This window comes from uncultured Acetobacteroides sp., from assembly GCF_963667355.2.
Taxonomy (GTDB): Bacteria; Bacteroidota; Bacteroidia; order Bacteroidales; family ZOR0009; genus Acetobacteroides.
Window position 1 is genome coordinate 3,306,411 of sequence record NZ_OY763328.2, and the last position, 23,258, is coordinate 3,329,668.

Annotated in this window: 18 protein-coding genes and 1 pseudogene; 9 read left to right on the forward strand and 10 right to left on the reverse strand. The window is 49.1% G+C overall.

What is annotated here, in order from left to right; genetic code table 11:
• Positions 1 to 3 precede the first annotated feature (3 nt).
• Positions 4 to 2,835, forward strand: coding sequence for an FAD-binding and (Fe-S)-binding domain-containing protein (locus ACHZA1_RS13675; protein WP_320054922.1), 2,832 nt, complete (start codon positions 4 to 6; stop codon positions 2,833 to 2,835).
• A gap of 635 nt (positions 2,836 to 3,470) precedes the next feature.
• On the opposite strand, the gene ACHZA1_RS13680 is transcribed toward ACHZA1_RS13675, so the two are convergent.
• The gene (locus ACHZA1_RS13680; protein WP_320052421.1) at positions 3,471 to 5,993 is read right to left on the reverse strand and encodes a sodium-translocating pyrophosphatase; all 2,523 of its coding nucleotides are present in this window, start codon (positions 5,991 to 5,993) and stop codon (positions 3,471 to 3,473) included.
• Between the two features lie 403 nt (positions 5,994 to 6,396).
• On the opposite strand from ACHZA1_RS13680, the gene ACHZA1_RS13685 reads away from it, so the two are divergent.
• From ACHZA1_RS13685 to ACHZA1_RS13710, 6 genes are all read left to right on the forward strand, one after another.
• The gene (locus tag ACHZA1_RS13685) at positions 6,397 to 8,373 is read left to right on the forward strand and encodes a proton-conducting transporter membrane subunit (protein ID WP_320052422.1); all 1,977 of its coding nucleotides are present in this window, start codon (positions 6,397 to 6,399) and stop codon (positions 8,371 to 8,373) included.
• A gap of 1 nt (position 8,374) precedes the next feature.
• Entirely contained in the window at positions 8,375 to 9,283 is a 909-nt protein-coding gene (locus ACHZA1_RS13690) for an NADH-quinone oxidoreductase subunit H (RefSeq protein ID WP_320052423.1), read from the forward strand.
• Positions 9,284 to 9,286: 3 nt separating this feature from the next.
• A complete protein-coding gene (locus tag ACHZA1_RS13695) occupies positions 9,287 to 9,919 on the forward strand; it encodes a hypothetical protein (protein ID WP_320052424.1) in 633 nt (210 codons plus the stop codon).
• 3 nt (positions 9,920 to 9,922) lie between these two features.
• Positions 9,923 to 11,323 carry a proton-conducting transporter membrane subunit gene (locus tag ACHZA1_RS13700; RefSeq protein ID WP_320052425.1) on the forward strand — a complete coding sequence of 467 codons (1,401 nt, stop codon included), beginning with the start codon at positions 9,923 to 9,925 and terminating at the stop codon, positions 11,321 to 11,323.
• 3 nt (positions 11,324 to 11,326) lie between these two features.
• Entirely contained in the window at positions 11,327 to 12,838 is a 1,512-nt protein-coding gene (locus tag ACHZA1_RS13705; protein WP_320052426.1) for an NADH-quinone oxidoreductase subunit C, read from the forward strand.
• 71 nt (positions 12,839 to 12,909) lie between these two features.
• On the forward strand, positions 12,910 to 13,671 hold the full coding sequence (locus ACHZA1_RS13710) for an NADH:ubiquinone oxidoreductase (protein ID WP_320052427.1): 762 nt from the start codon (positions 12,910 to 12,912) through the stop codon (positions 13,669 to 13,671).
• A gap of 566 nt (positions 13,672 to 14,237) precedes the next feature.
• Here ACHZA1_RS13710 and ACHZA1_RS13715 read toward each other — a convergent pair.
• A complete protein-coding gene (locus ACHZA1_RS13715) occupies positions 14,238 to 14,600 on the reverse strand; it encodes a hypothetical protein (RefSeq protein WP_320052428.1) in 363 nt (120 codons plus the stop codon).
• 745 nt (positions 14,601 to 15,345) lie between these two features.
• On the opposite strand from ACHZA1_RS13715, the gene ACHZA1_RS13720 reads away from it, so the two are divergent.
• Entirely contained in the window at positions 15,346 to 15,537 is a 192-nt protein-coding gene (locus ACHZA1_RS13720) for a cold shock domain-containing protein (protein ID WP_320052429.1), read from the forward strand.
• 447 nt (positions 15,538 to 15,984) lie between these two features.
• Here ACHZA1_RS13720 and ACHZA1_RS13725 read toward each other — a convergent pair whose 3' ends face one another.
• The 6 genes and pseudogenes from ACHZA1_RS13725 to mce all read right to left on the reverse strand — a co-directional run bounded on the left by ACHZA1_RS13725 (position 15,985) and on the right by mce (position 21,184).
• Complete coding sequence (locus tag ACHZA1_RS13725) at positions 15,985 to 17,148, reverse strand: sodium ion-translocating decarboxylase subunit beta (protein WP_320052430.1); 1,164 nt, start codon at positions 17,146 to 17,148, stop codon at positions 15,985 to 15,987.
• Positions 17,149 to 17,158: 10 nt separating this feature from the next.
• Positions 17,159 to 17,836, reverse strand: a complete 678-nt coding sequence (locus tag ACHZA1_RS13730) for a biotin/lipoyl-containing protein (RefSeq protein WP_394701081.1) — start codon at positions 17,834 to 17,836, stop codon at positions 17,159 to 17,161.
• Positions 17,819 to 18,253 (reverse strand): annotated as a pseudogene (locus ACHZA1_RS13735) (acetyl-CoA carboxylase biotin carboxyl carrier protein); the annotation flags it as partial. The pseudogene ACHZA1_RS13735 and the gene ACHZA1_RS13730, both read right to left, overlap by 18 nt.
• A 17-nt stretch (positions 18,254 to 18,270) precedes the next feature.
• Positions 18,271 to 19,179: an OadG family transporter subunit gene (locus ACHZA1_RS13740; RefSeq protein WP_320052431.1), complete on the reverse strand. Its 909-nt coding sequence runs from the start codon at positions 19,177 to 19,179 to the stop codon at positions 18,271 to 18,273.
• A gap of 13 nt (positions 19,180 to 19,192) precedes the next feature.
• A complete protein-coding gene (locus ACHZA1_RS13745; protein ID WP_320052432.1) occupies positions 19,193 to 20,752 on the reverse strand; it encodes an acyl-CoA carboxylase subunit beta in 1,560 nt (519 codons plus the stop codon).
• 21 nt (positions 20,753 to 20,773) lie between these two features.
• Positions 20,774 to 21,184, reverse strand: coding sequence for a methylmalonyl-CoA epimerase (gene mce, locus ACHZA1_RS13750; RefSeq protein WP_320052433.1), 411 nt, complete (start codon positions 21,182 to 21,184; stop codon positions 20,774 to 20,776).
• A 508-nt stretch (positions 21,185 to 21,692) separates the two neighbouring features.
• Between mce and ACHZA1_RS13755 the strand changes: the two genes are divergently transcribed.
• Positions 21,693 to 22,409, forward strand: a complete 717-nt coding sequence (locus tag ACHZA1_RS13755; protein ID WP_320052434.1) for a hypothetical protein — start codon at positions 21,693 to 21,695, stop codon at positions 22,407 to 22,409.
• Here the strand turns inward: ACHZA1_RS13755 and ACHZA1_RS13760 are convergent.
• Together ACHZA1_RS13760 and ACHZA1_RS13765 are read right to left on the reverse strand one after the other, a co-directional pair.
• Positions 22,406 to 22,888 (reverse strand): arsinothricin resistance N-acetyltransferase ArsN1 family B, encoded by a 483-nt coding sequence (locus ACHZA1_RS13760; protein WP_320052435.1) that lies wholly within the window; start codon positions 22,886 to 22,888, stop codon positions 22,406 to 22,408. The genes ACHZA1_RS13755 and ACHZA1_RS13760 overlap by 4 nt on opposite strands.
• A 138-nt stretch (positions 22,889 to 23,026) precedes the next feature.
• A complete protein-coding gene (locus tag ACHZA1_RS13765) occupies positions 23,027 to 23,236 on the reverse strand; it encodes a cation transporter (protein ID WP_320052436.1) in 210 nt (69 codons plus the stop codon).
• Positions 23,237 to 23,258: the final 22 nt, after the last annotated feature.

A 23,258-nucleotide genomic window follows, 5' to 3' on the forward strand; every position in this document is an offset into this window, starting at 1 on the left:
ATTATGGAAACCATTGATGCAGCCCACAGGGCTTTTGTTCAGAAGATATCGGCGAAGGTAAAGCGCCGAAATATTACCACTAAGGCTATTGAACGGCTTGCCTGGGGAACGGATGCAAGCTTCTACCGTCAGATTCCTCAGGTGGTCGTTTTTCCAGAAACTCCCGACGAAGTTTCTTTCATCTTGGAGTGTGCTGCGGCGCTTAGCATCCCAGTTACGTTTAGGGCTGCCGGTACCAGCCTCTCGGGGCAAAGTATAACCAATTCTGTTCTTGTTGTTGCGGGTAAAAAGTGGGAAAAGTATTCGGTTGCCTCCGATGCCTCTGCCATTACCATGCAGTGCGGATTGGTGGGGCAGCGGGTAAACGAGATTCTTGCTCCGCTGGGCCGTAAGTTTTCGCCCGATCCTGCCTCGCTCAAGTCGGCCATGGTGGGCGGGGTGATTATGAACAACGCCTCGGGGATGAACTGCGGTACGCATGCCAACAGCGATAAGGTTATCCGCTCGGTTCGTATCATCATGCCCGATGGGTTTAGATTGGATACGGCCGACGAGGAGTCGCGCAAGGAGTTTAATAACCGCTACCCAAGCTTTTGCAGCAGCTTGCTGGCGCTTCGGAAGCTGATACTCGACGACCCAAAGCTCCACGAGTGGATTCGCTACAAGTACTCCATTAAAAATGTTACCGGGCTGAATATTCTTCCGCTGATTACGTATAGCGATCCGTTCAACATCATCGCCCACCTGATGGTGGGATCGGAGGGGACGCTGGCGTTTTTGGAGGAGGCTACGGTGGTTACCGAGGAGGTGGCACCATTCCGGGCCAGCGCCATGGTGTACTTCGACGGTATACGGGAGGCCTGCTTAGCCATTCAGCGCCTAAAGAAGGAGCCTGTTATTGGTGCCGAGCTGCTGGATAGGCTGGCGTTACGGTCGGTGGAGGATAAACCCGGCATGCCGGAACACCTTAAGACGCTACCTGAATCGGCAACGGCCGTGCTGTTTGAGACGAAGGCAGAGTCGCAGCACGAGCTGGCGGAAAATGTTGCCCTGATTAAGGGCATCATCGAAAGCTATAAGATTTTGATGCCCGTCGACTTCCTGGACAACGAGCGGGAGTACAGCAAGCTTTGGGCTATCCGTTCGGGTATCTTCCCTTCGGTTGGCGCCATGCGAAAGGTTGGCACGTCGTGCCTCATCGAGGATGTGGCCTTCCATATCGAGAATCTGCCGGAGGCAACGGTGGAGCTGCAGGGCCTCATCGCCAAGCATGGGTATGCCGATGGCGTAATATACGGGCATGCGCTGGAGGGTAACTACCACTTCATCATCAACCAAAGCTTCGACAGCCAAAGCGAGATAGACCGCTACGAGGCGCTGATGGGCGATGTTATCCGCCTGGTGGTGGATAAGTACAAGGGATCGCTGAAGGCCGAGCACGGCACGGGCCGCAACATGGCTCCGTTTGTGGAGTACGAGTGGGGCGGCGAGGCGTTCGCCATCATGAAGCGCATCAAGGCGCTCTTCGATCCCAAGGGAATCCTCAATCCGGGCGTTATCTTTAACGACGATCCCCATTGCCATATAAAGAACCTCAAGCCGCTTCCGCTCACCAATCCGCATGTGGATAGGTGCATCGAGTGCGGGTTCTGCGAGGTGAACTGCCTAACCTGCGGACTGACGCTCTCGTCGCGCCAGCGCATTGTGGTGCAGCGCGAGATTTCGAGGCTGGAGCGTACGGGCGAGAATGCGGCGCTGCTGGCCGACCTGCGCAAGGGATACGCCTACTTGGGCGATGCCACCTGCGCCGGCGATGGCCTCTGCGCCACCAGCTGCCCGATGGGCATCAACACGGGGCACCTTACCCACGATGTGCGCCAGGCCAACATCCCACAGGGCGGCTTTGCCTGGAAGGTGGGCGACTTCGCGGCCATCCACTTCGAGGGTATCAAGCAGGCGTTGCGCCCGGTGCTTGCCGCTGCCAATGCGGCGCATACGGTTATGGGATCGTCGGCGCTGGGGGCGGTAACCAGCACGCTGCATAAGGCTGCGGGCATTCCGCTTTGGACGCCTTCGATGCCCAAGAGCAACAAGGTAAGGCCTGCGGTGCAGAAGCCTAGCGCGCTAAAGGTGGTGTACTTCCCCAGCTGCATCAACCAAACCATGGGAACGGCTAAGGGCGACCCCAGCCAAACGCCGCTGCCCACCAAGATGGTGAGCCTGCTCAACAAGGCTGGCTACGAGGTGATCTTTCCCGAAAATATGGAGGCGCTATGCTGCGGCACCATCTGGGAGAGCAAGGGGATGCCCGATATTGCCGACCGCAAAACTAAGGAACTGGAGGATTCGCTCTGGAAGGCCAGCAACAACGGCGAGTACCCTGTACTGTGCGACCAAAGCCCCTGCCTATACCGCATGCGGGCCTGCATCAAGTCGATGAGGCTGTACGAGCCCGCCGAATTCATCGAAACCTTCCTGGTGGATAAGTTGCGCTTTACACCCGTCGACGAGCCGGTGGCGCTCCATATCACCTGCTCGACCACCAAGATGCAGCTGCGCGATACCATCATTGGGCTGGCCAAGCGCTGCTCCACCCGGGTGATGGTGCCCGAGGAGGTGGGCTGCTGCGGCTTTGCCGGCGATAAGGGATTCACCAACCCCGAGGTGAACGCCTACGCCTTGCGCAAGCTTCGCCCACAGCTCGAGCGGGCCAACGTTAAGCAGGGCTTCTCCAACAGCCGCACCTGCGAGATTGGGCTAACCACCAACGGAAAGGTTCCCTACATGTCCATCGTTTACCTGGTGGATAGGGTTACCGAGCTCATTCAGGAATAGGCTTTAGCTGATAGGATACTTATAAAGGGGCTGCTCCGCTTAGGGGGCAGCCCCTGCGTTGTTTAGTGGGTGCTGAAAAGAGAGCTATCTATCAGCTGAACCGCCGTCGTCGAAGGTTTTTAGGGAATATTCACGGGCACGAAGGGCATTCGGCTAAACACCCCCGCGCAGCCCTCGGGGTAGTTCCTTTTACGCGAATACTCCCGTTGCCCCCATGGCTCCCAGCGCCCTAATTAGCCCGTATCGCAGCTCCAATACCCCCTGTTTTGAGCAGAAGATGCTATATTTTGATCAGCAGACGCTACATTTTGATCAGAAGATGCTATGTTTTGATCAGCAGACGCTACATGTCGATCAACAGATGCTACATTTTGATCAGTAGCCGCTATATATTTATCAGCAGACGCGACATTCTGAGCAGAAGGTGCGATATTTTCCAAAAAAGGTAGACACAGCTCCGTGAATATTCCCCGGAAGCAAGAATTTAAGCTGGGGCTGTTAGTGGCGCAAAGTGGTGGAGGTGCGGCAGCCGCTGCGCAGCTCTACCGCATAGGTTGACTCCTAGATGAATCTACCGCAAAAAAGAAGAGGTGGCCTACAAGGGCCACCTCTTATATGGTAGTTTGGCTATGCGCTTAGAGCACCGTAGCATTTTGGCTGCTCTTCGCGGAGGTATTGCCCGAGGCCTCCTGCTTATCCTCGTCCGACGAGCTCTCGATTCTCATCTTGTAGAACGAGCGCCAAACGAAGTACAGGGCGCCGATAAACATGACGATCCCCACGTATGGAGCTACCGACCTAAACTCGGCGCTAATGGCAATCTCCATGGCCAGCAATCCGAACAGGGTGGTAAACTTGATGATGGGGTTGATGGCCACCGACGAGGTATCCTTAAATGGGTCGCCCACGGTGTCGCCCACAACGGTAGCGTCGTGTAGAGGGGTTCCTTTTTGCTTGAGGTCAACCTCAACCACCTTCTTGGCGTTGTCCCAGCTGCCGCCGGCGTTGGCCATGAAGATGGCCTGGTATAGGCCGAAGATGGCGATACCAATCAGGTAGCTCACAAAGAACGATGCCGCTGCAAAGGCCACCTTCGGATCGGCACCAACAATCTCTCTGCCCGAGATGAATGCGAATGCCAGGGCAAACAGGAATACGGCAGGGAAGATGTTCCACATCCCGTTTTGGGCGTACTGGGTGCAAATCTTCACCACCTCTTTCGAGGTTTCGATGGATGCCTTCTTCTCGGCGTTAGGGTCGAGGTTGATGTGGCGCTTGATGTACTCAACGGCACGGTAGGCGCCGGTGCTAACCGCTTGGGTCGATGCGGCCGTAAACCAGTAGATCACGGCACCGCCGGCCATCAGCCCTAGGATGGTCCAAGGGTTAAGCAGGTTAAGAATAGCGTCTGGCTCTACGCCAAGCACGTTCTTAATAACCAGGATCAACGAGAAGATCATGGTGGTTGCACCTACCACAGCCGTACCAATAAGCACTGGCTTAGCGGTAGCCTTAAAGGTATTTCCGGCACCGTCGTTAGCCTCTAGGTAGTACTTGGCCTTTTCGAAGTCGGGCTTAAAGCCGAAGTCCTTCTCGATTTCCTTGTCGATATTAGGCAGATCCTCGATGAGCGATAGCTCGTACACCGATTGAGCGTTGTCGGTTACCGGCCCGTAGCTGTCAACCGCAATGGTAACAGGCCCCATGCCCAAAAGACCGAAGGCCACCAGGCCAAATGCAAAAATCGAGGAGTAGATCATAAACTGATCGAGCCCGAAGGTGCTAGCGTAGTAGGCGATAAACATCAAGCCGATAAATACCATTCCCTTCCAGAATGCCGAGAAGTTACCGGCAACAAATCCCGAAAGGATAACCAGCGACGCGCCGCCTTCTCTACCGGCCTTCACCACCTCTTGTACGTGTGCCGATTTAGGGCTGGTAAAGATTTTGGTGAATTCGGGGATGATGGCGCCGCCAAGGGTTCCGCAGCTGATGATGATCGATAGGATAATCCAAGCATTGTGGCACTGCGCATCCACAATCGATGCTGGACCGATAAGGAAGTAGCTGGCCGCAAATGTTGCGATGATGGATAGGATGGAGGTAATCCAAACCAGGTTGGTAAGCGGCTTCTCGAAGTCGAGATCGTCCGTATCACTGTAGAGCGACTTGCTGAGCAGGTTGTTAATCCCGAATGCCGATACTGATGTAACGATCATCAGGATGCGCATGCCAAAAATCCAGGTTAGCAGGGTTGCCTGAAGTGCAAGCTTGGTGCTTTCGTCGATTCCAGGAACAAAGCCTACTGCAAGAACGATAAACGAGATCAGCGCAACGCCGGTAACGCCGTAGGTTTCGAAACCGTCGGCGGTAGGTCCAACGCTGTCGCCAGCGTTATCGCCCGTACAGTCGGCGATTACGCCAGGGTTACGAGGGTCATCCTCGCCAATTTTGAATACCACCTTCATCAGGTCCGAACCGATATCGGCAATCTTGGTGAAGATACCACCGGCAATACGAAGCGCCGAAGCACCTAGCGACTCACCGATAGCAAAACCGATGAAGCAGGCGCCAGCCAGCTCGCGAGGCATCAGTGTAAGGATGATAAGCATCATGATAAGCTCAATGCAGATAAGAACCACCCCGATGCTCATTCCTGCATTTAGCGGAATATGAAGCAGCTTAAGCGGCTTACGCTCCAGCGAGGCAAAGGCCATACGGCTGTTGGCAAGGGTATTCATTCTGATGCCAAACCAGGCAACGCCATACGACCCAAGGATACCGATAACGGTCCATGCCAAGATTAGCGCAACACCGCCAACCCCTTTTTCCTGAAGGTACCCAAAGTAAAAGGTAACGCACGTAGCGATGATCAGAAACAGCCAAACGAGGAATTTTCCCTGCTGGATGAGGTAGGTTTTACAGGTTTCGAAGATTACGTTCGAAACATCGAGCATCGACTTGTGCGCTTGGGCCTTCTTTACCTTCAAGAATTGGTAGAAGCCAAAGGCTAAGCCCAAAAGGCAAACAACAAAACCCCAGCCAAGTAGGGTGTTCTGTCCGGCGGACAGGTCAGGAATTTTAAGATCGGCTTCGCTTGCTGACGATAGCAATGGAAGTAGCAACGAAGCCATGCTGAGTAAGGTTATTTTTTTCATAGTGCGTTTGTTAGTTACAACTTCTTCGCAAGGTCAAAAGTATATTCTTGACATTTTTTCAGGCAACAAAAGCAGAGTTTTTTTTGAGTTAAATTTATGTTGTACAACCTAAATTAATTGATAGGCGTTGTTGTTTTTAAAATAAGTGCTTTTTATAGTTAAGGTATGGCGTAGTGGTAGGATTATAGAGAGAAGGTGTGAGAGGTTACTCCCTAGAAATAGATCTGACAAATGAAGTTTTTATTCAAAATAATAGTTTGTTATTTTTTTGTTCGGTTAACTTGTTTATTACCATTTGCATGGTGGCTCAAGTTTCGTGTAAATTCTAAAAGCAATCTAAATAGCATCCCTATTCAAGGGCTTTTCCTTACCTTTGCGGCATTACTTCGACAGGAAACATCTGATGAGCATTTCTTTTCTAATTTCAGCTGCGTTTCTGCCTTTAATCAGCTTCTTTCTACCCAAAGGACGGCAGTTTGCCATTACGATTTCTATCCAGCTGATTGTGGCATTTTATACCGTTGCTATAGCGGTAAGCGCACTAGGGTTTGGTTCCACAGCCTCGTATTTGGGGTGTTTGGCTGGTGGTACTCCTATTTCGATAGACCCGTTATCGTTTTTATTTGTTGCTGCCATTAATCTAGTTTGCGTACTTTCTTCGGTTTACTCGAAGGGGTATTTGGCGCCTTATTTGGCAACAAAGAACAGGAGCGAGTTGGCCCTTCATGGTGCTGCGCTTGTTTGGCTGCAGGTTTCCATGCTACTGGTAGTAACCCTTCGCGAAGGGTTTGCCTTCCTGTCCGCCTGGGAAGCCATGACGCTTGCCTCCTTTATACTGGTGATGTTTGAGGCCGAGAAGCGCGAAACGTTTAAGGTTGGTATATCGTACCTTATTCAGATGCACGTAGGCTTTTTTCTTATCCTTGCCGGATTTGTTGTTGCCTATGCAAAAACTGGAATTTTTGGTTTTGATGCGCTAGCGTCCTACTTCACCTTAAATAATGGGATTCCCGTATTTCTGCTCTTCTTCTTAGGATTCGGGCTGAAGGCTGGCTTTGTGCCGCTACATACCTGGCTTCCGAATGCACACCCTGCTGCTCCATCGCACGTATCGGGTGCCATGTCGGGCATCATGATTAAGATGGGCATCTACGGAATAATCCGAGTGCTATTTGCCATGCGCAACCAGTACTTCGAGGTGGGCATGATTTTGCTGCTAGTTTCTCTTCTTACTGGTGTTTGGGGGGTAATTAGCGCCATCGTACAAAAGGATCTGAAGAAGGTTCTTGCCTATAGTAGCATCGAGAACATCGGCATTATTGGTATTGGACTTGGTTTAGGTTTTATTGGAATTCATATTCAGTATCCGCAGCTGTCGCTGCTGGCCTTTACCGGTGCCGTGCTGCATATCGTAAACCATTCGCTATTCAAGCCCATGCTGTTTATGGGGGCAGGCTCGGTGTACACGGCAACGCATACCCGCAACATGAACGATTTGGGTGGACTTATTAAAAAGATGCCGCATACATCATTCCTCTTTATTTTTGGAGCAATGGCTATCTGTGCGCTTCCTCCATTCAACGGATTTATTTCGGAGCTCCTTATATATGTAGGGATGTTCGGCAGCTTAGCAGGGCAGTCGCTTCGCGAAACCATTATGCTTATTACCTCATCGATGGTGCTAGCGCTTATTGGAGGATTGGCTGTTTTTGCCTTCTCTAAGGCGGTGGGAATTGCGTTCCTAGGCGTTCCTCGTAAGCCAATCGACCACGTTAAGGAGGTAACCGGTTGGATGCTTGTTCCTCAGTATATCCTTCTTGCTGCGATAGTGATGATAGGTTTATTTCCAACGGTTGCCATTAAGCTTATTCTTCCTGTTGTTGCTCAGTTTCCTCAGGTAACTGCATCTCCAGAACTTTTACAGCCTGTGCTGCATACAACCAGCAGCATTACCTGGATATCGTTGGCGTTTGTAGGATTTATTGCAATTATATTTTTTGCTAGAAAAAGGGTGCAGCAGGATGTGGTCATTACCGAAGGGCCTACCTGGGGATGTGGCTATTCCGCCGTTAACTCTACTCAGCAGTACACCTCTACCTCGTATGCTGATAGCTTGATATCTATATCTAAACCGTTGGTAAAGGTTACTAAAGATTTTGATCCGCTCGAAAAGACCGATTTCTTTCCTCATGCAACCAGCTTTAAGACGGGGAGCAACGACCTCTTTGAGGATATGGTTACGGTTCGTCCCGCCAATAAGCTTCAGAAGCTTATCCGAAGGGCTGCCATTCTGCAAACGGGGCATGTGCAGCATTACGTGCTTTATGCGCTGCTGTTTATAGTGGCCATTTTTGTGCTAACCTACTTTAAGATGATTTAGGATGATAGGATATCTACTCATTATAGTTGCAGCATTCTTCTTCCCGGGTATTATTGCTCGAACCAAAAGCTTAGCCTCGGGGCGTAAGGGATCACGTATTGTTCAGCCTGTACGCGATATCGTGAAACTACTTCGTAAGGGTAGCGTTTACAGCACTACCACAAGTGCAATCTTTCGTATTGCGCCAACCGTTGGTCTTGCCTGCGTGCTTACCTCAATGCTTGTTATCCCATTTGCGGGTGGCAGCGCGCTGATTTCGTTTAGCGGCGATTTTGTCTTCTTTGCCTACCTGCTTGCGCTGGGGCGCTTCCTTATGATTATTGCAGCGCTCGATACGGGCAGCAGCTTCGAGGGAATGGGGGCCAACCGCGAGACACTCTACGCTCTACTCGTTGAACCTGCTCTCTTCGTAATGATGGGGGTTTTGGCAATGATGACGGGCTACACCTCCTTTACCGAAATCTTTAGGGCATTTAATACCGTAGGCGACTACTCTTTGTTGCTTGGTGCTCTTTTTGCCTACCTCGTAATTCTTATTGCCATGGTGGAGAATAGCCGTCTTCCTGTCGATGATCCTAAAACGCACTTGGAGCTTACCATGGTGCACGAGGTAATGATCCTCGACAACTCGGGCTTCGACCTCGGTTTGATCCACCTTACCTCATCGCTCAAGTTTGGCGTTTACTCCATGCTAATGGCCAACATGCTTATTCCTCCAACATGGAAGGTCGGCTATCAGTTTCTTTACTTTGGGGTAATTACGGTTGGGTTTGCTATTCTAGTAGGATTTCTCGAATCGTTTAGGGCACGTAACAAGATGGCTAAAAACCCTCAATACCTGCTTACGCTTACGGCCATTGGTCTGCTAGGCCTAATTGTGGCTCTTATTCTAATGCAAAAAATAGCATAACGCATGAATCTCGCTATTATAGTACTATTTGGCGTAACGCTGATGTACATCTCAATTGCCGAACGGTTTGCCGCCTACCTTAAGCTTGTTGCTTTGCAGGGGGTGCTCCTGTTCTTTTTGGCATTTTCCGAACTCTCGGGTGCCAACGACCTAGCATCGCTAATATTTGTGGTTACCGAGACACTTATTTTCAAGGCTATTGCAGTTCCTCTTCTGCTTCGGAGCATCGTTAAAAAGATGAAGGTTGCCAAGGTGCACACCAAGGCTGTTCCTGCATTCTACTCGTTGCTTTTGGTGTTGGTTGCTATGGGAGTTAGCGTGGTACTAGGCGATATGCTCGAGATCGGGCGCATCGAAAAGATATTTATGATTACCGCTTTGTTTGCGGTTTTCACCGGGTTGATTTTGGTAATCACCCACAAGAAGATATTTCCACACTTGGTGGGGTTTCTTGTGCTGGAAAATGGGGTGTTCATGTTTTCGCTTGCCGTTGGTTCCGAGATGCCGTTCTTGGTTAACGTCGGAATCCTGCTCGACCTGTTTGCCAGCATTTTAATTTTGGGAGTTTTTGCTTCGCGTATCGGGAAACGGTTGAACGACCCCGATGTGGAAGATTTATCATCGCTAAAGGATTAGGAAATGCTGTACTTTTTTATCATATCTGTTGCTTTAGTGGGGCTGATGCTCTCTATTCGGAAACCTATGGTTAGCAAGGTGCTTTCCGGTTTGTTTGTTGCCAACCTTGTTGCGCTGTTGATTCGTGCCTATGCAAGCAAAGGACAATCGGAACTAACCTACTTTACCTTCGATGGTACTGCTACTATAATGCTCACGCTGCTGGTTGTGGTTGCCATTCCTGCCTACATCCACAGCTTTTACTACCTGATACACGAGTCCGACAGGGGAATTCCTCTTTACATCTCGGGGCTCACTGGTTTGCTTACCTCGCTTGTAGGTGTCTACCTATCGAATAACCTTATTGTGCTATGGGTTTTTATGGAGGCCACCACGCTTACCGTGTCGGTGCTCATCTACCATCACCGAAGCACGCATGCGCTAGAGGCTACCTGGAAGTACGTATTTGTTAGTTCCATTGGTATTGCGCTTGCCTATATGGGTATACTCTTTCTGGGAACCATTGTATCCCATTCTGGGGATATTCCTCTTTCGTATAAGAGCCTTGAGGTGCTTGCCGTAAGCGCCAATCCGGCCTATCTGCGTATTGCATTCCTATTTGTGCTGGTTGGCTTTAGTACCAAGATGGAGCTCTTCCCCATGCATACCGTTGGCATAGATGCCAACACCATTGCTCCTCCACCAATTTCGGCTGTAATGTCTACCTTGATGGTGAATAGCGGCTTTGTGGCTATCTACAGGCTGCTTAACATCCTCGATGGAACCGTGGTTGGGCAGTGGGCATGTAACGTGCTTATTCTTTCGGGTATCCTGTCGGTGGTAATTGCGGCAACCTACCTGCTTAAGTCAAATAATCTAAAGCGCCTGCTGGCCTACTCAACCCTCGAGAATATGGGGTTGGTTGCCATTGCTCTTGGCATTGGAGGCGTTGCCCGCTATGCAGCCTTTGTTCATATCATTGCCCATACGTTCCTAAAGTCAGCGCTCTTTTTTCAAGTTCGGCAGGTGCGCAACACCTTCGATACCTACGAAATTTCGAAGATGGGCGGCTACATTAAGCACTACTCGGCAGGGGCGCTGGTGTTAATGCTCGGTACGCTGGGTATTGTAGCTTTTCCTCCGTCGGGTTTATTCGTTTCGGAGCTGGCAATCTTTAAAACCATGCTAGTGCAGCAGTGCTGGGGGCTTTTCATTGTCCTTGTGCTGGTGCTGCTATTCTGCGTTTACGCCATCGTACAAAAGCTGCTATCCATCCTTTATGCAAAGGAATCGGTTAAGCCTACCGGCTTTAAGCTCTCCATCCGACTTACGGTAGTTCAGTACGCCCTCGTTGGATTGGCGTTTTACGTCTTCTTTTTTAAAGATGGATTTGTGATGAACCTTATTAACGAAGCAATAAAGTAGGATATGAACCAGTATCATCAGTACGCTAGGGTTAAAGGTAATCCTGCAACCATTAAGCTCGCCGATATTCCCATGCTGGAGTATGGCGCATTCTTCGAGCAAACGGTACATATCCTTCGTAATCCCGATTGTCGTTGCGTTAGCTACTTCGCGAGGCCTTGCAATGACGAGTTGGCCTGCTTCATCTGCCTCTCCGATGGGGTTGGCGACATCCTAATATATGGCTATAGCTACCAAGGACAGGCTACGCTGGCCTCGCTTACGGTCGCTATTCCAGCAATGCACATCTACGAGCGCGAGATTGCCGAAAACTTTGGGGTTACCTTCGAGGGGCATCCTTGGCTTAAGCCTGTTCGCTATCCGTACAACCGCTCGTATGCAGGGTGGATGGACTCCTACCCATTTTATAGGATAGAGGGAACGGAGCTGCACGAGGTGGGCGTTGGCCCCATCCATGCCGGTGTTATCGAGCCAGGTCACTTCCGTTTTATCTGTAATGGCGAAAAGGTGCTGCATCTCGAGATTCAGCTGGGCTATCAGCATCGTGGCGTAGAGACCTTGATGGCCGATGGCTCTTCGCTTCTTCGAAAGACTATTTTATCAGAAAATATAGCAGGCGATAGCGCCGTGTCGCATGGGTTGGCTTTTACGCTTGCTGCCGAAGCGCTTGCTGGGGTAGAGGCCGATGAGCGTCTTGCCCAGGAGCGCGTGATTGCTCAGGAGATGGAGCGTATTGCCATTCACATTGGCGATACCGCTGCCCTCTGTGGTGATGTTGCCTATCAGTTGGGGCAGGTGGTTTGCGAGGCGCTGCGCACGGTAACCATTAATACTACGCAGTTCTGGTGTGGCAACCGTTTTGGCAAGGGAATTATTCGTCCTGCTGGAACGCGCTATCCGCTTACTGCCGATGTCCGCAACGAGGTGGTGAAGAACATGAGTAAGGTAAAGCGCGAGTACGTGCAGTTTACCGAACGGCTCTTCTCGCTTCCTTCCGTGCTTGGCCGATTCGAGGGGATTGGAATTGTTACCACCGAGCAGGCTCGCGGCATTGGTGCCGTTGGAATGGCTGCCCGAACATCCAACCTTAATCGCGATATCCGTAAGAGCAATCCCTACCTTGCCTACAAGAATCTGGAGCACGAACCTATTGTAATGGATTCGGGCGATGTAATGGACCGTGCACAGCTGCGTGCCGACGAGGTGGTGCAGTCCATAGACCGGGTGCTAGAGATGCTCGACAAGTTCTACTATCAGGCTGCATCTGCTACTCCAAACTTTGACTTGGCGTTTGCTCCTAACGCGTTCGCCATTTCGCTGGTGGAGGGTTGGCGTGGCGAGATTTGCCACGTGGCAACAACCAACGCCGAAGGCTCTATCGATCACTATAAGGTGAAAGATCCATCGTTCCATAGCTGGTTTGCCCTAGCGCTAGCCGTTCGCGATCAGGAGATCTCCGATTTCCCTATCTGCAACAAGAGTTTCAACCTCTCGTACTGCGGGAACGATCTTTAAAGGAGTTAGAAGAAGTTATAACTCTGTGTTCTCTGTATCTCAGTGCCTCTGTGTTTAAAAAAGAAATAGTCATGCTCGACGAACTCAAAATACTCCGCGACCACGGAATCCAGTACGTAAAAGATTTACGTGGTGCAACGCTTACCCCGTTGTTTAGGGGCCGTCCTGTTATTAACCTCGACGTACCACAGGCCGATGTGGATGCGCTGGTGGACATGTGCCCCAGCAGGGCAATCGGTTCAGCGCCGCTCTGCATTGATCTGGGCAAATGCGTCTTCTGCCGCGAGTGCGAGTTTGCCTTTCCAACGGCCATACAGTTTACCAACGACTTTAGGATTGCTGCCAACCGCCGCGAGGATCTTATCGTGAGGGCAGGGGAGGATAAGCCCATTCGGCTGGATGTCTCATCTATCCGTCCCGAAATCCGCAAGACATTGAGGAACTCTCTTAAGCTCCGTCAGGTATCTGCCGGGGGCGAAGGCTCGTGCGAGATGGAGCTAAACGCCTCCTGCAACGTTAACTTCGACATGGGGCGTCTCGGTATCGAGTTCGTTGCCTCGCCCCGCCATGCCGATGGGGTGGTTATCACCGGACCTGTTTCGGCGAATATGGCCCAAGCCCTTCAGGTGTGCTTCGATGCTACGCCCGATCCTAAGGTGGTGGTGCTTGTTGGTTCCGATGCCATCAGCGGAGGACTCTTTGCTGGTAGCCCAGCCCTCGATCGCTCGTTCGTCGAGGCGAATCACATCGACCTGTACGTGCCTGGTAACCCTGCCCATCCGCTCACCTTTATCAACGGGCTGATGGATATGCTGGGGATTGAGGATAGGTAAACCGCACCGTAAGGTTGTATAGAATACTTGTAGAGGCGTTGCATGCAACGCCTCTTTTCGTTTAGTTCTTATCGAGTTGGTTGGTGGTAGCCCGCGCTACGCGTATAAAACAAATGACTTTAAATTATGCTCCAATCCCAGTTCTTATGTGTTTCTTGAAATAAAATGGGCTGTAAGTACCGATTAAAAAAAACAACAGGAAAAATTGACCAATTCGCTTGTCGTACTTACTCCATATAACCAAACAATTAAACCACAAATAAAATACAGGAATTGAAAAAAGCATCCGTATAACATTGGCAGTACTGTTCAAGAAGAAAAAGTTGATAATATCCTCTTGTTTTAGTAGCCCCGCTACAACTATCAGAACAAAAAAGATAATCATTAATAAATTTAAGTAGTAACAAACAAGCAAAACTTTCCTTTTCATAATCCCGTTAATTTATAATGTGCTTACTTTTTATCAACAATAATAAAATACAACTCTCCGAAATTAGCACCCTCTGTTAGGATAGGGTTGATTGGCAGGTTGTGGGCTTAAGAGACAAGGCAACGCCCTGTCTCTTCTACTCCTTCGGTCTGTCACCCTTGCGCTCTTGGATGTAGCGCTCCAGCTCGGCAATTCCCTTGTTCGAGATGTTCTTCATCAGCTCAATAACCGGGAGTACCTCCTCGGTACGGCGGAGCGGCTGTAGAGGGTTGGTGGGGTAGTCGTCTTTGGGTTCCGAAGGTGTCCACGAGAGCAGGTCGTTGGGCGTGCAGCCGAAATCTTGGCAGAACTGCTCCATCTCGTCGAGGCTAATCATGCGGTTTTTCCCGAAGGCTATGGCGATTGCCTTCTTTTTTCCGTATCCCCGTTTGCGAAGATACCCGCTGGGATCCGTAACTCCTTTTAGGTTAAGGATGCGCTCTAGGCTAAATATCAGCATAGGTTGGTAGTATTGGTTAGAATGCCCTCAATGTAGCAAAAATATCTCTTCCCCGATGTTGGATAACCGCTAATGGAGCCATGAAAAGGGTTTCCTGTGCCCAGAAAGGAGTTATCTGTGCCAAGAAAAGAGTTTTCCGTGCCAAAGGAGGAGTTATCGGTGCCAAAGGAGGAGCCTATCGTGCCAAGGGAGGAGCCAACTGTGCCATCGGAGGAGTTTAGTGAGCCATGATTGGAGCCGATCGTGCCACGGTTGGAGCTATTGCTGCGTGCCAAGCTCTAAAGGTTCGTCCGATAGCCGTAACGGAGGCTGCCCCAACGGCAGCGCGGGGGTGCTTAGCCGAATTTCTTCTGTGCCCTTGGGGGAAGCTCGTAGGTTTTGGGGCTAACGCTTCATCGATAGCAGTACTTTGGAGGCTGAAAGTCGATTGGCATCCAGTCGAGAGTGCTTGGCGGCTGGTCGAGGCTGTATCGTTGAGACTGTAAGCGGGTTCTCTCCAGTTTTGGGCGTTTCTTGCCGAAAATATGGCGCTGCTCGACAGTTGGAGCGGGCAAAAAAGCGAAAAAATCCGTCGTATAGGGCTGAAAAAATGGTGATTGACAATTTTTTTTTTGAATGTAAAAGCCTGCTACAGCTAGCTGTAGCCCTGTTTTTAGATAAAAAAATCTCTTTTAGTGCATAATTTAAAATAAAAGGTGATTTCTAAAATGTTAATTCGTACCTTTCGCCCATTAATTTTATCAAAATGAGCAAAGGAACAGTAAAGTTTTTTAATGAGACCAAAGGTTTTGGATTCATTAAAGATGCCGAATCGGCAAAGGAATACTTCGTACACGTATCTGGTTTGGTTGACAAAATCAAGGAAAACGACGAGGTTACTTTTGACCTAGAAGAAGGTAAAAAAGGAATCAATGCTGTAAACGTGAAGCTTGCATAAGCTGAAACTATAAAAATGCATTTCAGGAGAGGCCTTACATCGCGTAAGGCCTCTCTTGTTTATGTGCTATAACGAATAGGGTGGGGGATATCGATGGATTTGCCCGCTCCCTAGTGAATCCATTCAACCCCTTTGGCGTTTTCCCATTTTTCGATCTGCTACCAGAGTTTCACTCGAGGCTATTAAAATTAAAGCCCTCCGGTTTTTAGGTCGTAGTAATGATCGCTGGATTCTCTAATCCTGAGTATTGTCGCATAATGGTTGCTAATCTACAATCCTGTAGGGATTGAATTCTAATAGCCCGCATGTAATGCGGGGAAGTTACGTCCAGCATAAAACGTTATAGAACCCTTGTTTTCGGCCGGCTGATCTGCTCGTTTCCCTAAAAAAAAGTAGAGACGCTGCATGCAGCGTCTCTACCCGAATCTGTATGTAAAGCAGAATTTACTAGCTGAGGAAGCTAAGCAGAATACCAGCAGCCAAAGCGCTACCAATTACGCCTGCCACGTTTGGCCCCATGGCGTGCATCAGCAGGTGGTTATTGGTGTTGTATTCCAGCCCCACGTATTGCGATACGCGTGCGCTATCGGGCAACGCCGAAACTCCGGCATTACCGATAAGCGGATTCATCTTGTTTCCTTCCTTAAGGAATAGGTTGATGAACTTTACGAATATCACACCGGCAATGGTGGCCACCACAAACGCAAGGATACCAAGGATAAAGATGGTCAACGACTTTTGGGTGAAGAACACAGTAGCCTGGGTTGATGCTCCAATGGTTAATCCGATAAGGATGGTCACCAAGTCGATCATTGGGCCCTTTGCGGTTTCGGCCAAGCGTTTGGTAACGGTGCTTTCCTTAAGCAGGTTGCCCAGAAAGAGCATCCCTAAAAGAGGAAGCGCCGCTGGCACAAAAAGGCAGGTGAGAAGCAACCCAACGATGGGGAAGAGAATCTTCTCGAGTTGCGACACCTGGCGAGGTGCCTTCATGCGGATTACGCGCTCCCTTTTGGTGGTAAGCAGCTTCATAAAAGGAGGCTGGATGGCTGGAACCAGTGCCATGTACGAGTAGGCCGAGAGGGCAATTACCCCAATAAGCTCGGGGGCTATTCTACCCGAAAGGAAGATGGCTGCAGGACCATCGGCACTGCCAATGATGCCAATTGCACCAGACTCTCCGGGCGTAAAACCAAGCCATAGGGCGGCAGCGTAAGCGCCAAAGATGCCCGCTTGGGCTGCAATTCCGACAAGCATCAGCTTGGGGTTGGAGATCAGCGCCGAAAAGTCGGTCATTGCGCCAACGCCCAAGAATATTAGCGAAGGGAATACCCCGCTAGTCATCCCGGCGTAAAAGTAGCTGAGCACGCTGCCGCTCTCGTAAACGCCAATCTTGAAGCCTGGGGCGAAGGCAATGTTTCCTATAATTATGCCAAATCCGATGGGGATAAGGAGTAGAGGAGCGTAGTCTTTCTTTATGGCTAGGTAGATAAACGCTAGCCCAACTACAACCATGATGATATGTCCGAGCGTAAGGTTGGCAAAAGCCGTGTAGCTCAGAAGCTGTGATGTTAGGTCGGACAGATACGAAAAGGTGCTCTGGGTTTGTTCCATGGTAACGATACTATTCGATTACAATTAGCACATCACCTTCCATCACGCTGTCGCCTGGCTTAACCTTAATAGCAGCAATGCGGCCTTCCTTTTCGGAGTCGATGTTGTTTTCCATTTTCATGGCTTCCAGTACCAGAAGCCTTTGTCCTACCTTAACGGTATCGCCTACCTTCACGTTCACGCTAAGAATGGTGCCAGGAAGTGGCGACTTAACGTTAACCGCCGATTTGGCAGCGCTTGGGCTAGCGGTCTTTGCAGCCGATGGCTGAGGTTTGGGCGAAGGAGCAGCTTCGGGCTGTGCCTGCTTGGGTGCCTCGGGTTGCTTAATTTCCTTGCCTATCTCTTCTATTACGATTAGCACATCGCCTTCCATCACGCTGTCGCCCTGCTTAACCTTAACGGCAGCAATGCGGCCCTCCTTGGTGGAGTCGATGTTGTTTTCCATCTTCATAGCTTCCAGTACAAGTAGCCGTTGTCCTACCTTCACGGTATCACCCACCTTTACGTTCACGCTAAGAATGGTGCCAGGAAGTGGCGACTTGATAGTCCCCGAAGTGGCAGCACCTCTGCTAGCGCCCTTCGCAACCGATGGCTGTGCGCTGGTTGTAGAAGCAGCCTCTTGGCGAACCTGAGCAGGTGCTTCGGGTTGCTTTGGCGCCTTGTTAATAGCTTCTATTACGATTAGCACATCGCCTTCCATCACGCTGTCGCCCTGTTTTACGTTAACGGCAGCAATGCGGCCCTCCTTGTCGGAGTCGATGTTGTTTTCCATCTTCATGGCTTCCAGCTGAAGGAGTCGTTGTCCTACCTTAACAACATCGCCTACCTTCACGTTTACGCTAAGGACAGTACCAGGAAGTGGCGACTTAATAGAGCCAGATGTGGCGACACCAGGGCTAACCGTTTTCGCAACTGATGGGTGCGAGTCGGTTGAAGGAATAGCCTCTGGGCGAACCAGCTTAGGCGTTTTGGTTTGCTTAAGTTCCCTATCGAGCTCAACTTTATATGGAGTGCCGTTTACCTCTAACTCGGCAATGTTGCCTTCTACATTAGAGATATGAACGGTATAGTCGTTTCCGTTTATTTTAAACTTAAAGTTTTTCATGGCAGTAGCGTTTTGGATTATTTCTTATGAGGAACTTGACTCATGCTGTAAATCTTCGAGCTCCAGGGTGAGTAGGTGCGCGAAGTTTTTTCGATGGTTAGTATCGTTGAATCGAGATCTACCTTTTCGGTCTCGAACAGCTGAAGCGCCATCGCTATGGCTGCAAGTGCTTCGCCAGATATTTCTCCCTCATCCATGGACGTTGCAGGAATACCTTGCTTCTCAAATTCCATAAGTGTTGCCTTCTTGGCCCGGTTGATGTTTGCCTTGCCAATGTATTTGAACAACACAGATAGTAGAATTAGGATAACGCATACAACGACTATAGCAAAAAGCGCTAGGGCAGCACCGTGTGGGGCCGACTTTTGTATGGTCGATCCAGCTGATGGCTGTTCTGCAGCATTGTTGTTTGCATTAGGAGTTGGCTTCGCAAGAAGAGCCCATTTAGCATCTGCATCAAAAACGCGAGCACAAGAGGTGTCAGCCTTTTGTACAGCAGGGTTAAAAGATACGCTATCAATAAGCACTTTCCCGCTTTGGTCGTAAAGAGCTAAGTAGTTAGAACTTTTAAGATCGAAATTGAGGTGGAGAATGCCTTGGGTAGTATTGTTGTCGGCCCAAAACACGAGATAACCTCTCGAAGGAATTTGGGTTATAGAGTTGCCTTTGGGAATTCTGAACTTTGTGGGATTCTTGGGGTCGTTGGTGAGATAGCAGCCTGCAATGTTTACGGAACTGTTGGCTGTGTTGAAAATTTCTATCCAAGAGGACCGAGCCCCGAAGTCATCTTGATAGTTGCTGACATTGTTTACAAGAAATTCGTTTACCTTCAAGTCGCTAGCGCTTTGGGCAACAGCGTTGCCCGCAAAAGCGCATAGCGATATGAGGATACCCAAACTTCTTAACGAATTAAAAAGTTTGTTCATAGGGGAGTACCTGTTATAGTGGAATATTCGAGTGCTTCTTAGGAGGATTAACATCCTTCTTAGTAGCAAGCGACTGAAGTGCACGAGCAATACGGAAACGGGTATTCTTAGGCTCGATTACATCGTCGATGTAGCCAAACTTGGCAGCCACGTATGGGTTGGCAAATTTGTCGCGATATTCCTGTTCCTTTTCAACAAGGAATTGAACCTTAGCTTTCTCATCTTCGATGCTTCCGATTTCGCGGCTAAGAAGTACTTCGATAGCTCCCTTAGGACCCATAACTGCGATCTCAGCACCTGGCCAAGCGTAGTTGATGTCGCCACGAAGGTGCTTCGAACTCATTACGTCGTATGCACCACCGTAAGCCTTGCGAAGGATAACGGTTACCTTAGGTACAGTAGCTTCGCCGTAAGCGAATAGAAGCTTAGCACCGTGAAGGATGATACCGCCGTACTCCTGAGCTGTACCAGGAAGGAATCCAGGAACGTCTACAAGGGTTACCAATGGAATGTTGAAGGCGTCGCAGAAGCGTACGAAACGTGCAGCCTTACGCGATGCGTTCATATCAAGCACACCTGCAAGGTACATAGGCTGGTTAGCCACGATACCTACTGACATACCGTTGAAACGGGCAAATCCGCAGATGATGTTTGGAGCGTAGTCACGGTGTACTTCAAGGAATTCCTTATCGTCAACCAACATGTGGATAACTTCCTTAACGTCGTATGGCTTGTTCGTATTATCAGGAATAATATCGTTAAGACGCTCTTCGATACGGTTTATTGGATCGTTGGTAAGCTTAAGAGGAGCCTCTTCGAGGTTGTTTTGTGGAAGGTAGCTAAGCAGCTTACGGATAAGCAGGATACCTTCTTCCTCGTTGTCGGCTACAAAGTGAGCAACACCCGACTTAGTTGCGTGGATGCTAGCACCACCAAGCTGCTCTTGGGTTACATCTTCGCCGGTTACGGTCTTAACAACCTTTGGTCCGGTTACGAACATGTAGCTGGTTCCTCTGGTCATGATGTTGAAGTCGGTAAGTGCAGGAGAGTACACAGCACCACCAGCGCAAGGACCAAACATGGCAGAAATCTGAGGAATAACACCTGATGCCAAAATGTTGCGTTGGAAGATATCAGCGTAGCCACCAAGTGCCTTAACACCTTCTTGAATACGAGCACCACCCGAGTCGTTGATACCGATAACAGGAGCACCAGTCTTCATGGCCATATCCATAACCTTGCAGATCTTTGCTGCAAACATTTCAGATAGAGAACCTCCGAATACAGTAAAGTCTTGAGAGAATACGTAAACAAGACGTCCGTCGATAGTACCGTAACCAGTAACAACACCGTCAGATAGGTAAGTTTCCTTCTCTAAACCGAAATCGATACATCTGTGGCTAACGAACATGTCGAACTCTTCGAAGCTCTTCTCGTCAAGGAGCATTTCGATACGCTCGCGAGCCGTGAATTTACCCTTCTTGTGCTGAGAATCAATTCTCTTTTGTCCACCGCCAAGCTTCGCTTCTTCGCGAAGCTTGATCAGCTCATTAATTTTGTCTTGTTGGGTCATTGGAGTAATATCAGGTTATTTCTACTTGTTTTTGTCTTCGCAAAGTTCAGTAAGAACGCCCATAGTTGATTTTGGGTGTAGGAATGCGATGCTAAGACCCTCAGCCCCTTTACGAGGAGTCTTGTCGATTAGTTGCACGCCTTGCTCTGCAGCAAACTCAAGAGCACCTTCAATGCCTTCTACTGCAAATGCGATGTGGTGAACGCCTTCGCCCTTTTTCTCAACAAACTTGCCAATTGGTCCTTCAGGATCGGTTGATTCTAGTAGCTCGATCTTGGTTTGTCCAACCTTGAAAAATGCGGTCTTAACCTTTTGCTCTTTAACTTCTTCGATGTTGTAGCAAGTTAAACCTAGAACCTTTTCATAGTAAGGTATTGCAGTTGCTAAATCCTTAACGGCAATGCCGATGTGCTCGATATGCGAAAGTTTCATAAACGTTATGTTAAAAGATTTGAGCAAATGTAGTTGAACCCGATGGGATTACCGAAAGTTTTGCGAGAAAAATATGGCCTGTTTTATTGTTTAAAAACATATGGGGTTTTCTTTAATACCATGTTGGTTTAACACATATTCGTGCGAATTGAACTTTGTTTTATATTGATCTCGGTTTTGTTTAGCTTTAAACTGTAGCTTGATAAAAGGTAGTGCTGGGCAATTTAAAGTAATACACCTTTTTATTTGCCGAAATGCAAAAGGAATCGCCGCTGGAGGTTTTAACGGCGCATTCTTATAGTGCTAAACGCTGTTAATGGTGCTGGTTTTTCATGGAAAAGGAGATGAACGGGAAAATGGATTCTGACCGTTGAATGATGGAAATGATTTTAGCAGGACGATGATGATATATAATAGGTAAAAAACTTGCTAGGCTTTTACATTTAAAGTAGTTTTAGGGGACTTTAAATGTAAGCTAACTGTTTGCTTTACTCTAAAAATAAAAGTTATGGTTACTCGGAACTACCCTTACAGTGATGCACTTATGCTGGCTGGTGGAAAAATGATTGCAGCAAATTTGCGCTGCTGCATAAAGGAACTTTCGGTGATTCGTTCGTTGTGGACGCGCAGCTATATTACGGATCTTGACAACCGGCTGGATAATGCCTTCTCTGAAATACTTGGCTTGAGCCTACCCAACGTTCTCCAATTTTTAAAGTTTGACATTTACGACTCCCTGCAAAAGGCTGCCTTCGATTTAAGCTGCCTGAAAGTGCAGATTGAAGTGGATTTTCAGGCTAATCCGGAGAGGAAAAGCAGCAGCTTGGCTACTTTAGGGTTTACAATGTTTCAGAAAAAGCTAACAGCGCTGTCGGAGGAAGAACTGATATGCCTGTTGGAGCATTTCGCATTAAACTTATCAGCAGGAGTGCGGGGTGAACTAGTCAGAAATGGCGTGAATTCATTCCTTCTTGATAGGCTAACGCAACAGGCAGCGCTGCTTAACGAGATGAAGGAAGTGCAAGTGTCTCTCTTATCCACTGGTCGCGAGTTGGACGATCGGCAGGTTGCAACGCTATGCTCGCTTTACAATGAGGTTATGGGGATTTGTACGATTGCCTCTGCCTTCTTTGAAAAGAAGAACAAAAAGCATGATCTTTTTACCTTCCCTGTTGTGATAAATCGGCTAAAGGGGTTGTTTGCCGAGGAGTTAAACTCGATTTAGACCAGCTTTTCCCAGAAGCCAACGTCAAGCCATTGATCGAATTTCCGGCCCGCTTCGTGGAAGTGGGCTACTTTTTTAAATCCCATCTTCTCGTGGAGTTTCTCGCTGTTTTCGTTGGGTAGGGTTATGCAGCCTATCAGCGAGTGGAATCCTTTTTCTTTAAGCCTTACAATGAGCTCGGTGTAGAGCAAGGTGCCAATTCCTTTCCCTGCGGCTCCATCCTTTAGGTAAACGGTGGTCTCGGTGCTGAATCGGTACGCCCTTCGTGTTCTCCAGCTCGAGCCGTAGGCATATCCAATCACCTCTCCATTCTCCTCGTACACGATGTAGGTGTACTTCTCGCTGTATGCGCGTATTCGTTCGGCCATTTCATCTTCGGTAAGAACATCTTCCTCGAAGGTGATTACCGTATTCTCTATGTAATGGTTGTAGATGCTGCAGATGGCGGAGGCATCTGCGGAGGTTGCTGGTCGTATCATTGCTGCTCTGTATTCTTTTGGGCAAGATAGGTATTAATTGCTTCCGAGGATGGGGTTGCGGCTGCGCGTATGCAAATAATGCAAAAAGAACCAGGGGCTCAGCTTTGCATTATCTGTATGAATTGCGGGCGCTATCGCTTACTTCAGCTCGGCCTTGTACCCGATTTTAGCCAGCGCATCGATGATTTGCTCGGGCGTTGCGCTGTCGGTTTCTACGGTTAGCACCTTTTCGGGTGTCGAGGTATCAACATTCCAGCTCTTGATGCTGCTGTTGGCGTCGAGTACGGGTTTTACCTTTGCCAGGCATCCGCCGCAGTTGATGGTTGTCTTGAATTCAAACTTGGTCATGATATTCGGTTTTATAATTTTC

Bases quoted from the DNA above. Each gene is read 5' to 3' on its own strand.
- mce (WP_320052433.1), bottom strand. From the start codon at position 21,184: ATGAAACTTTCGCATATCGAGCACATCGGCATTGCCGTTAAGGATTTA.
- ACHZA1_RS13685 (WP_320052422.1), top strand. From the start codon at position 6,397: ATGAGCATTTCTTTTCTAATTTCAGCTGCGTTTCTGCCTTTAATCAGC.
- ACHZA1_RS13720 (WP_320052429.1), top strand. From the start codon at position 15,346: ATGAGCAAAGGAACAGTAAAGTTTTTTAATGAGACCAAAGGTTTTGGA.
- ACHZA1_RS13765 (WP_320052436.1), bottom strand. From the start codon at position 23,236: ATGACCAAGTTTGAATTCAAGACAACCATCAACTGCGGCGGATGCCTG.
- ACHZA1_RS13675 (WP_320054922.1), top strand. From the start codon at position 4: ATGGAAACCATTGATGCAGCCCACAGGGCTTTTGTTCAGAAGATATCG.
- ACHZA1_RS13695 (WP_320052424.1), top strand. From the start codon at position 9,287: ATGAATCTCGCTATTATAGTACTATTTGGCGTAACGCTGATGTACATC.
- ACHZA1_RS13725 (WP_320052430.1), bottom strand. From the start codon at position 17,148: ATGGAACAAACCCAGAGCACCTTTTCGTATCTGTCCGACCTAACATCA.
- ACHZA1_RS13760 (WP_320052435.1), bottom strand. From the start codon at position 22,888: ATGATACGACCAGCAACCTCCGCAGATGCCTCCGCCATCTGCAGCATC.
- ACHZA1_RS13710 (WP_320052427.1), top strand. From the start codon at position 12,910: ATGCTCGACGAACTCAAAATACTCCGCGACCACGGAATCCAGTACGTA.
- ACHZA1_RS13700 (WP_320052425.1), top strand. From the start codon at position 9,923: ATGCTGTACTTTTTTATCATATCTGTTGCTTTAGTGGGGCTGATGCTC.
- ACHZA1_RS13740 (WP_320052431.1), bottom strand. From the start codon at position 19,179: ATGAACAAACTTTTTAATTCGTTAAGAAGTTTGGGTATCCTCATATCG.
- ACHZA1_RS13715 (WP_320052428.1), bottom strand. From the start codon at position 14,600: ATGCTGATATTTAGCCTAGAGCGCATCCTTAACCTAAAAGGAGTTACG.
- ACHZA1_RS13745 (WP_320052432.1), bottom strand. From the start codon at position 20,752: ATGACCCAACAAGACAAAATTAATGAGCTGATCAAGCTTCGCGAAGAA.
- ACHZA1_RS13690 (WP_320052423.1), top strand. From the start codon at position 8,375: ATGATAGGATATCTACTCATTATAGTTGCAGCATTCTTCTTCCCGGGT.
- ACHZA1_RS13680 (WP_320052421.1), bottom strand. From the start codon at position 5,993: ATGAAAAAAATAACCTTACTCAGCATGGCTTCGTTGCTACTTCCATTG.
- ACHZA1_RS13755 (WP_320052434.1), top strand. From the start codon at position 21,693: ATGGTTACTCGGAACTACCCTTACAGTGATGCACTTATGCTGGCTGGT.
- ACHZA1_RS13705 (WP_320052426.1), top strand. From the start codon at position 11,327: ATGAACCAGTATCATCAGTACGCTAGGGTTAAAGGTAATCCTGCAACC.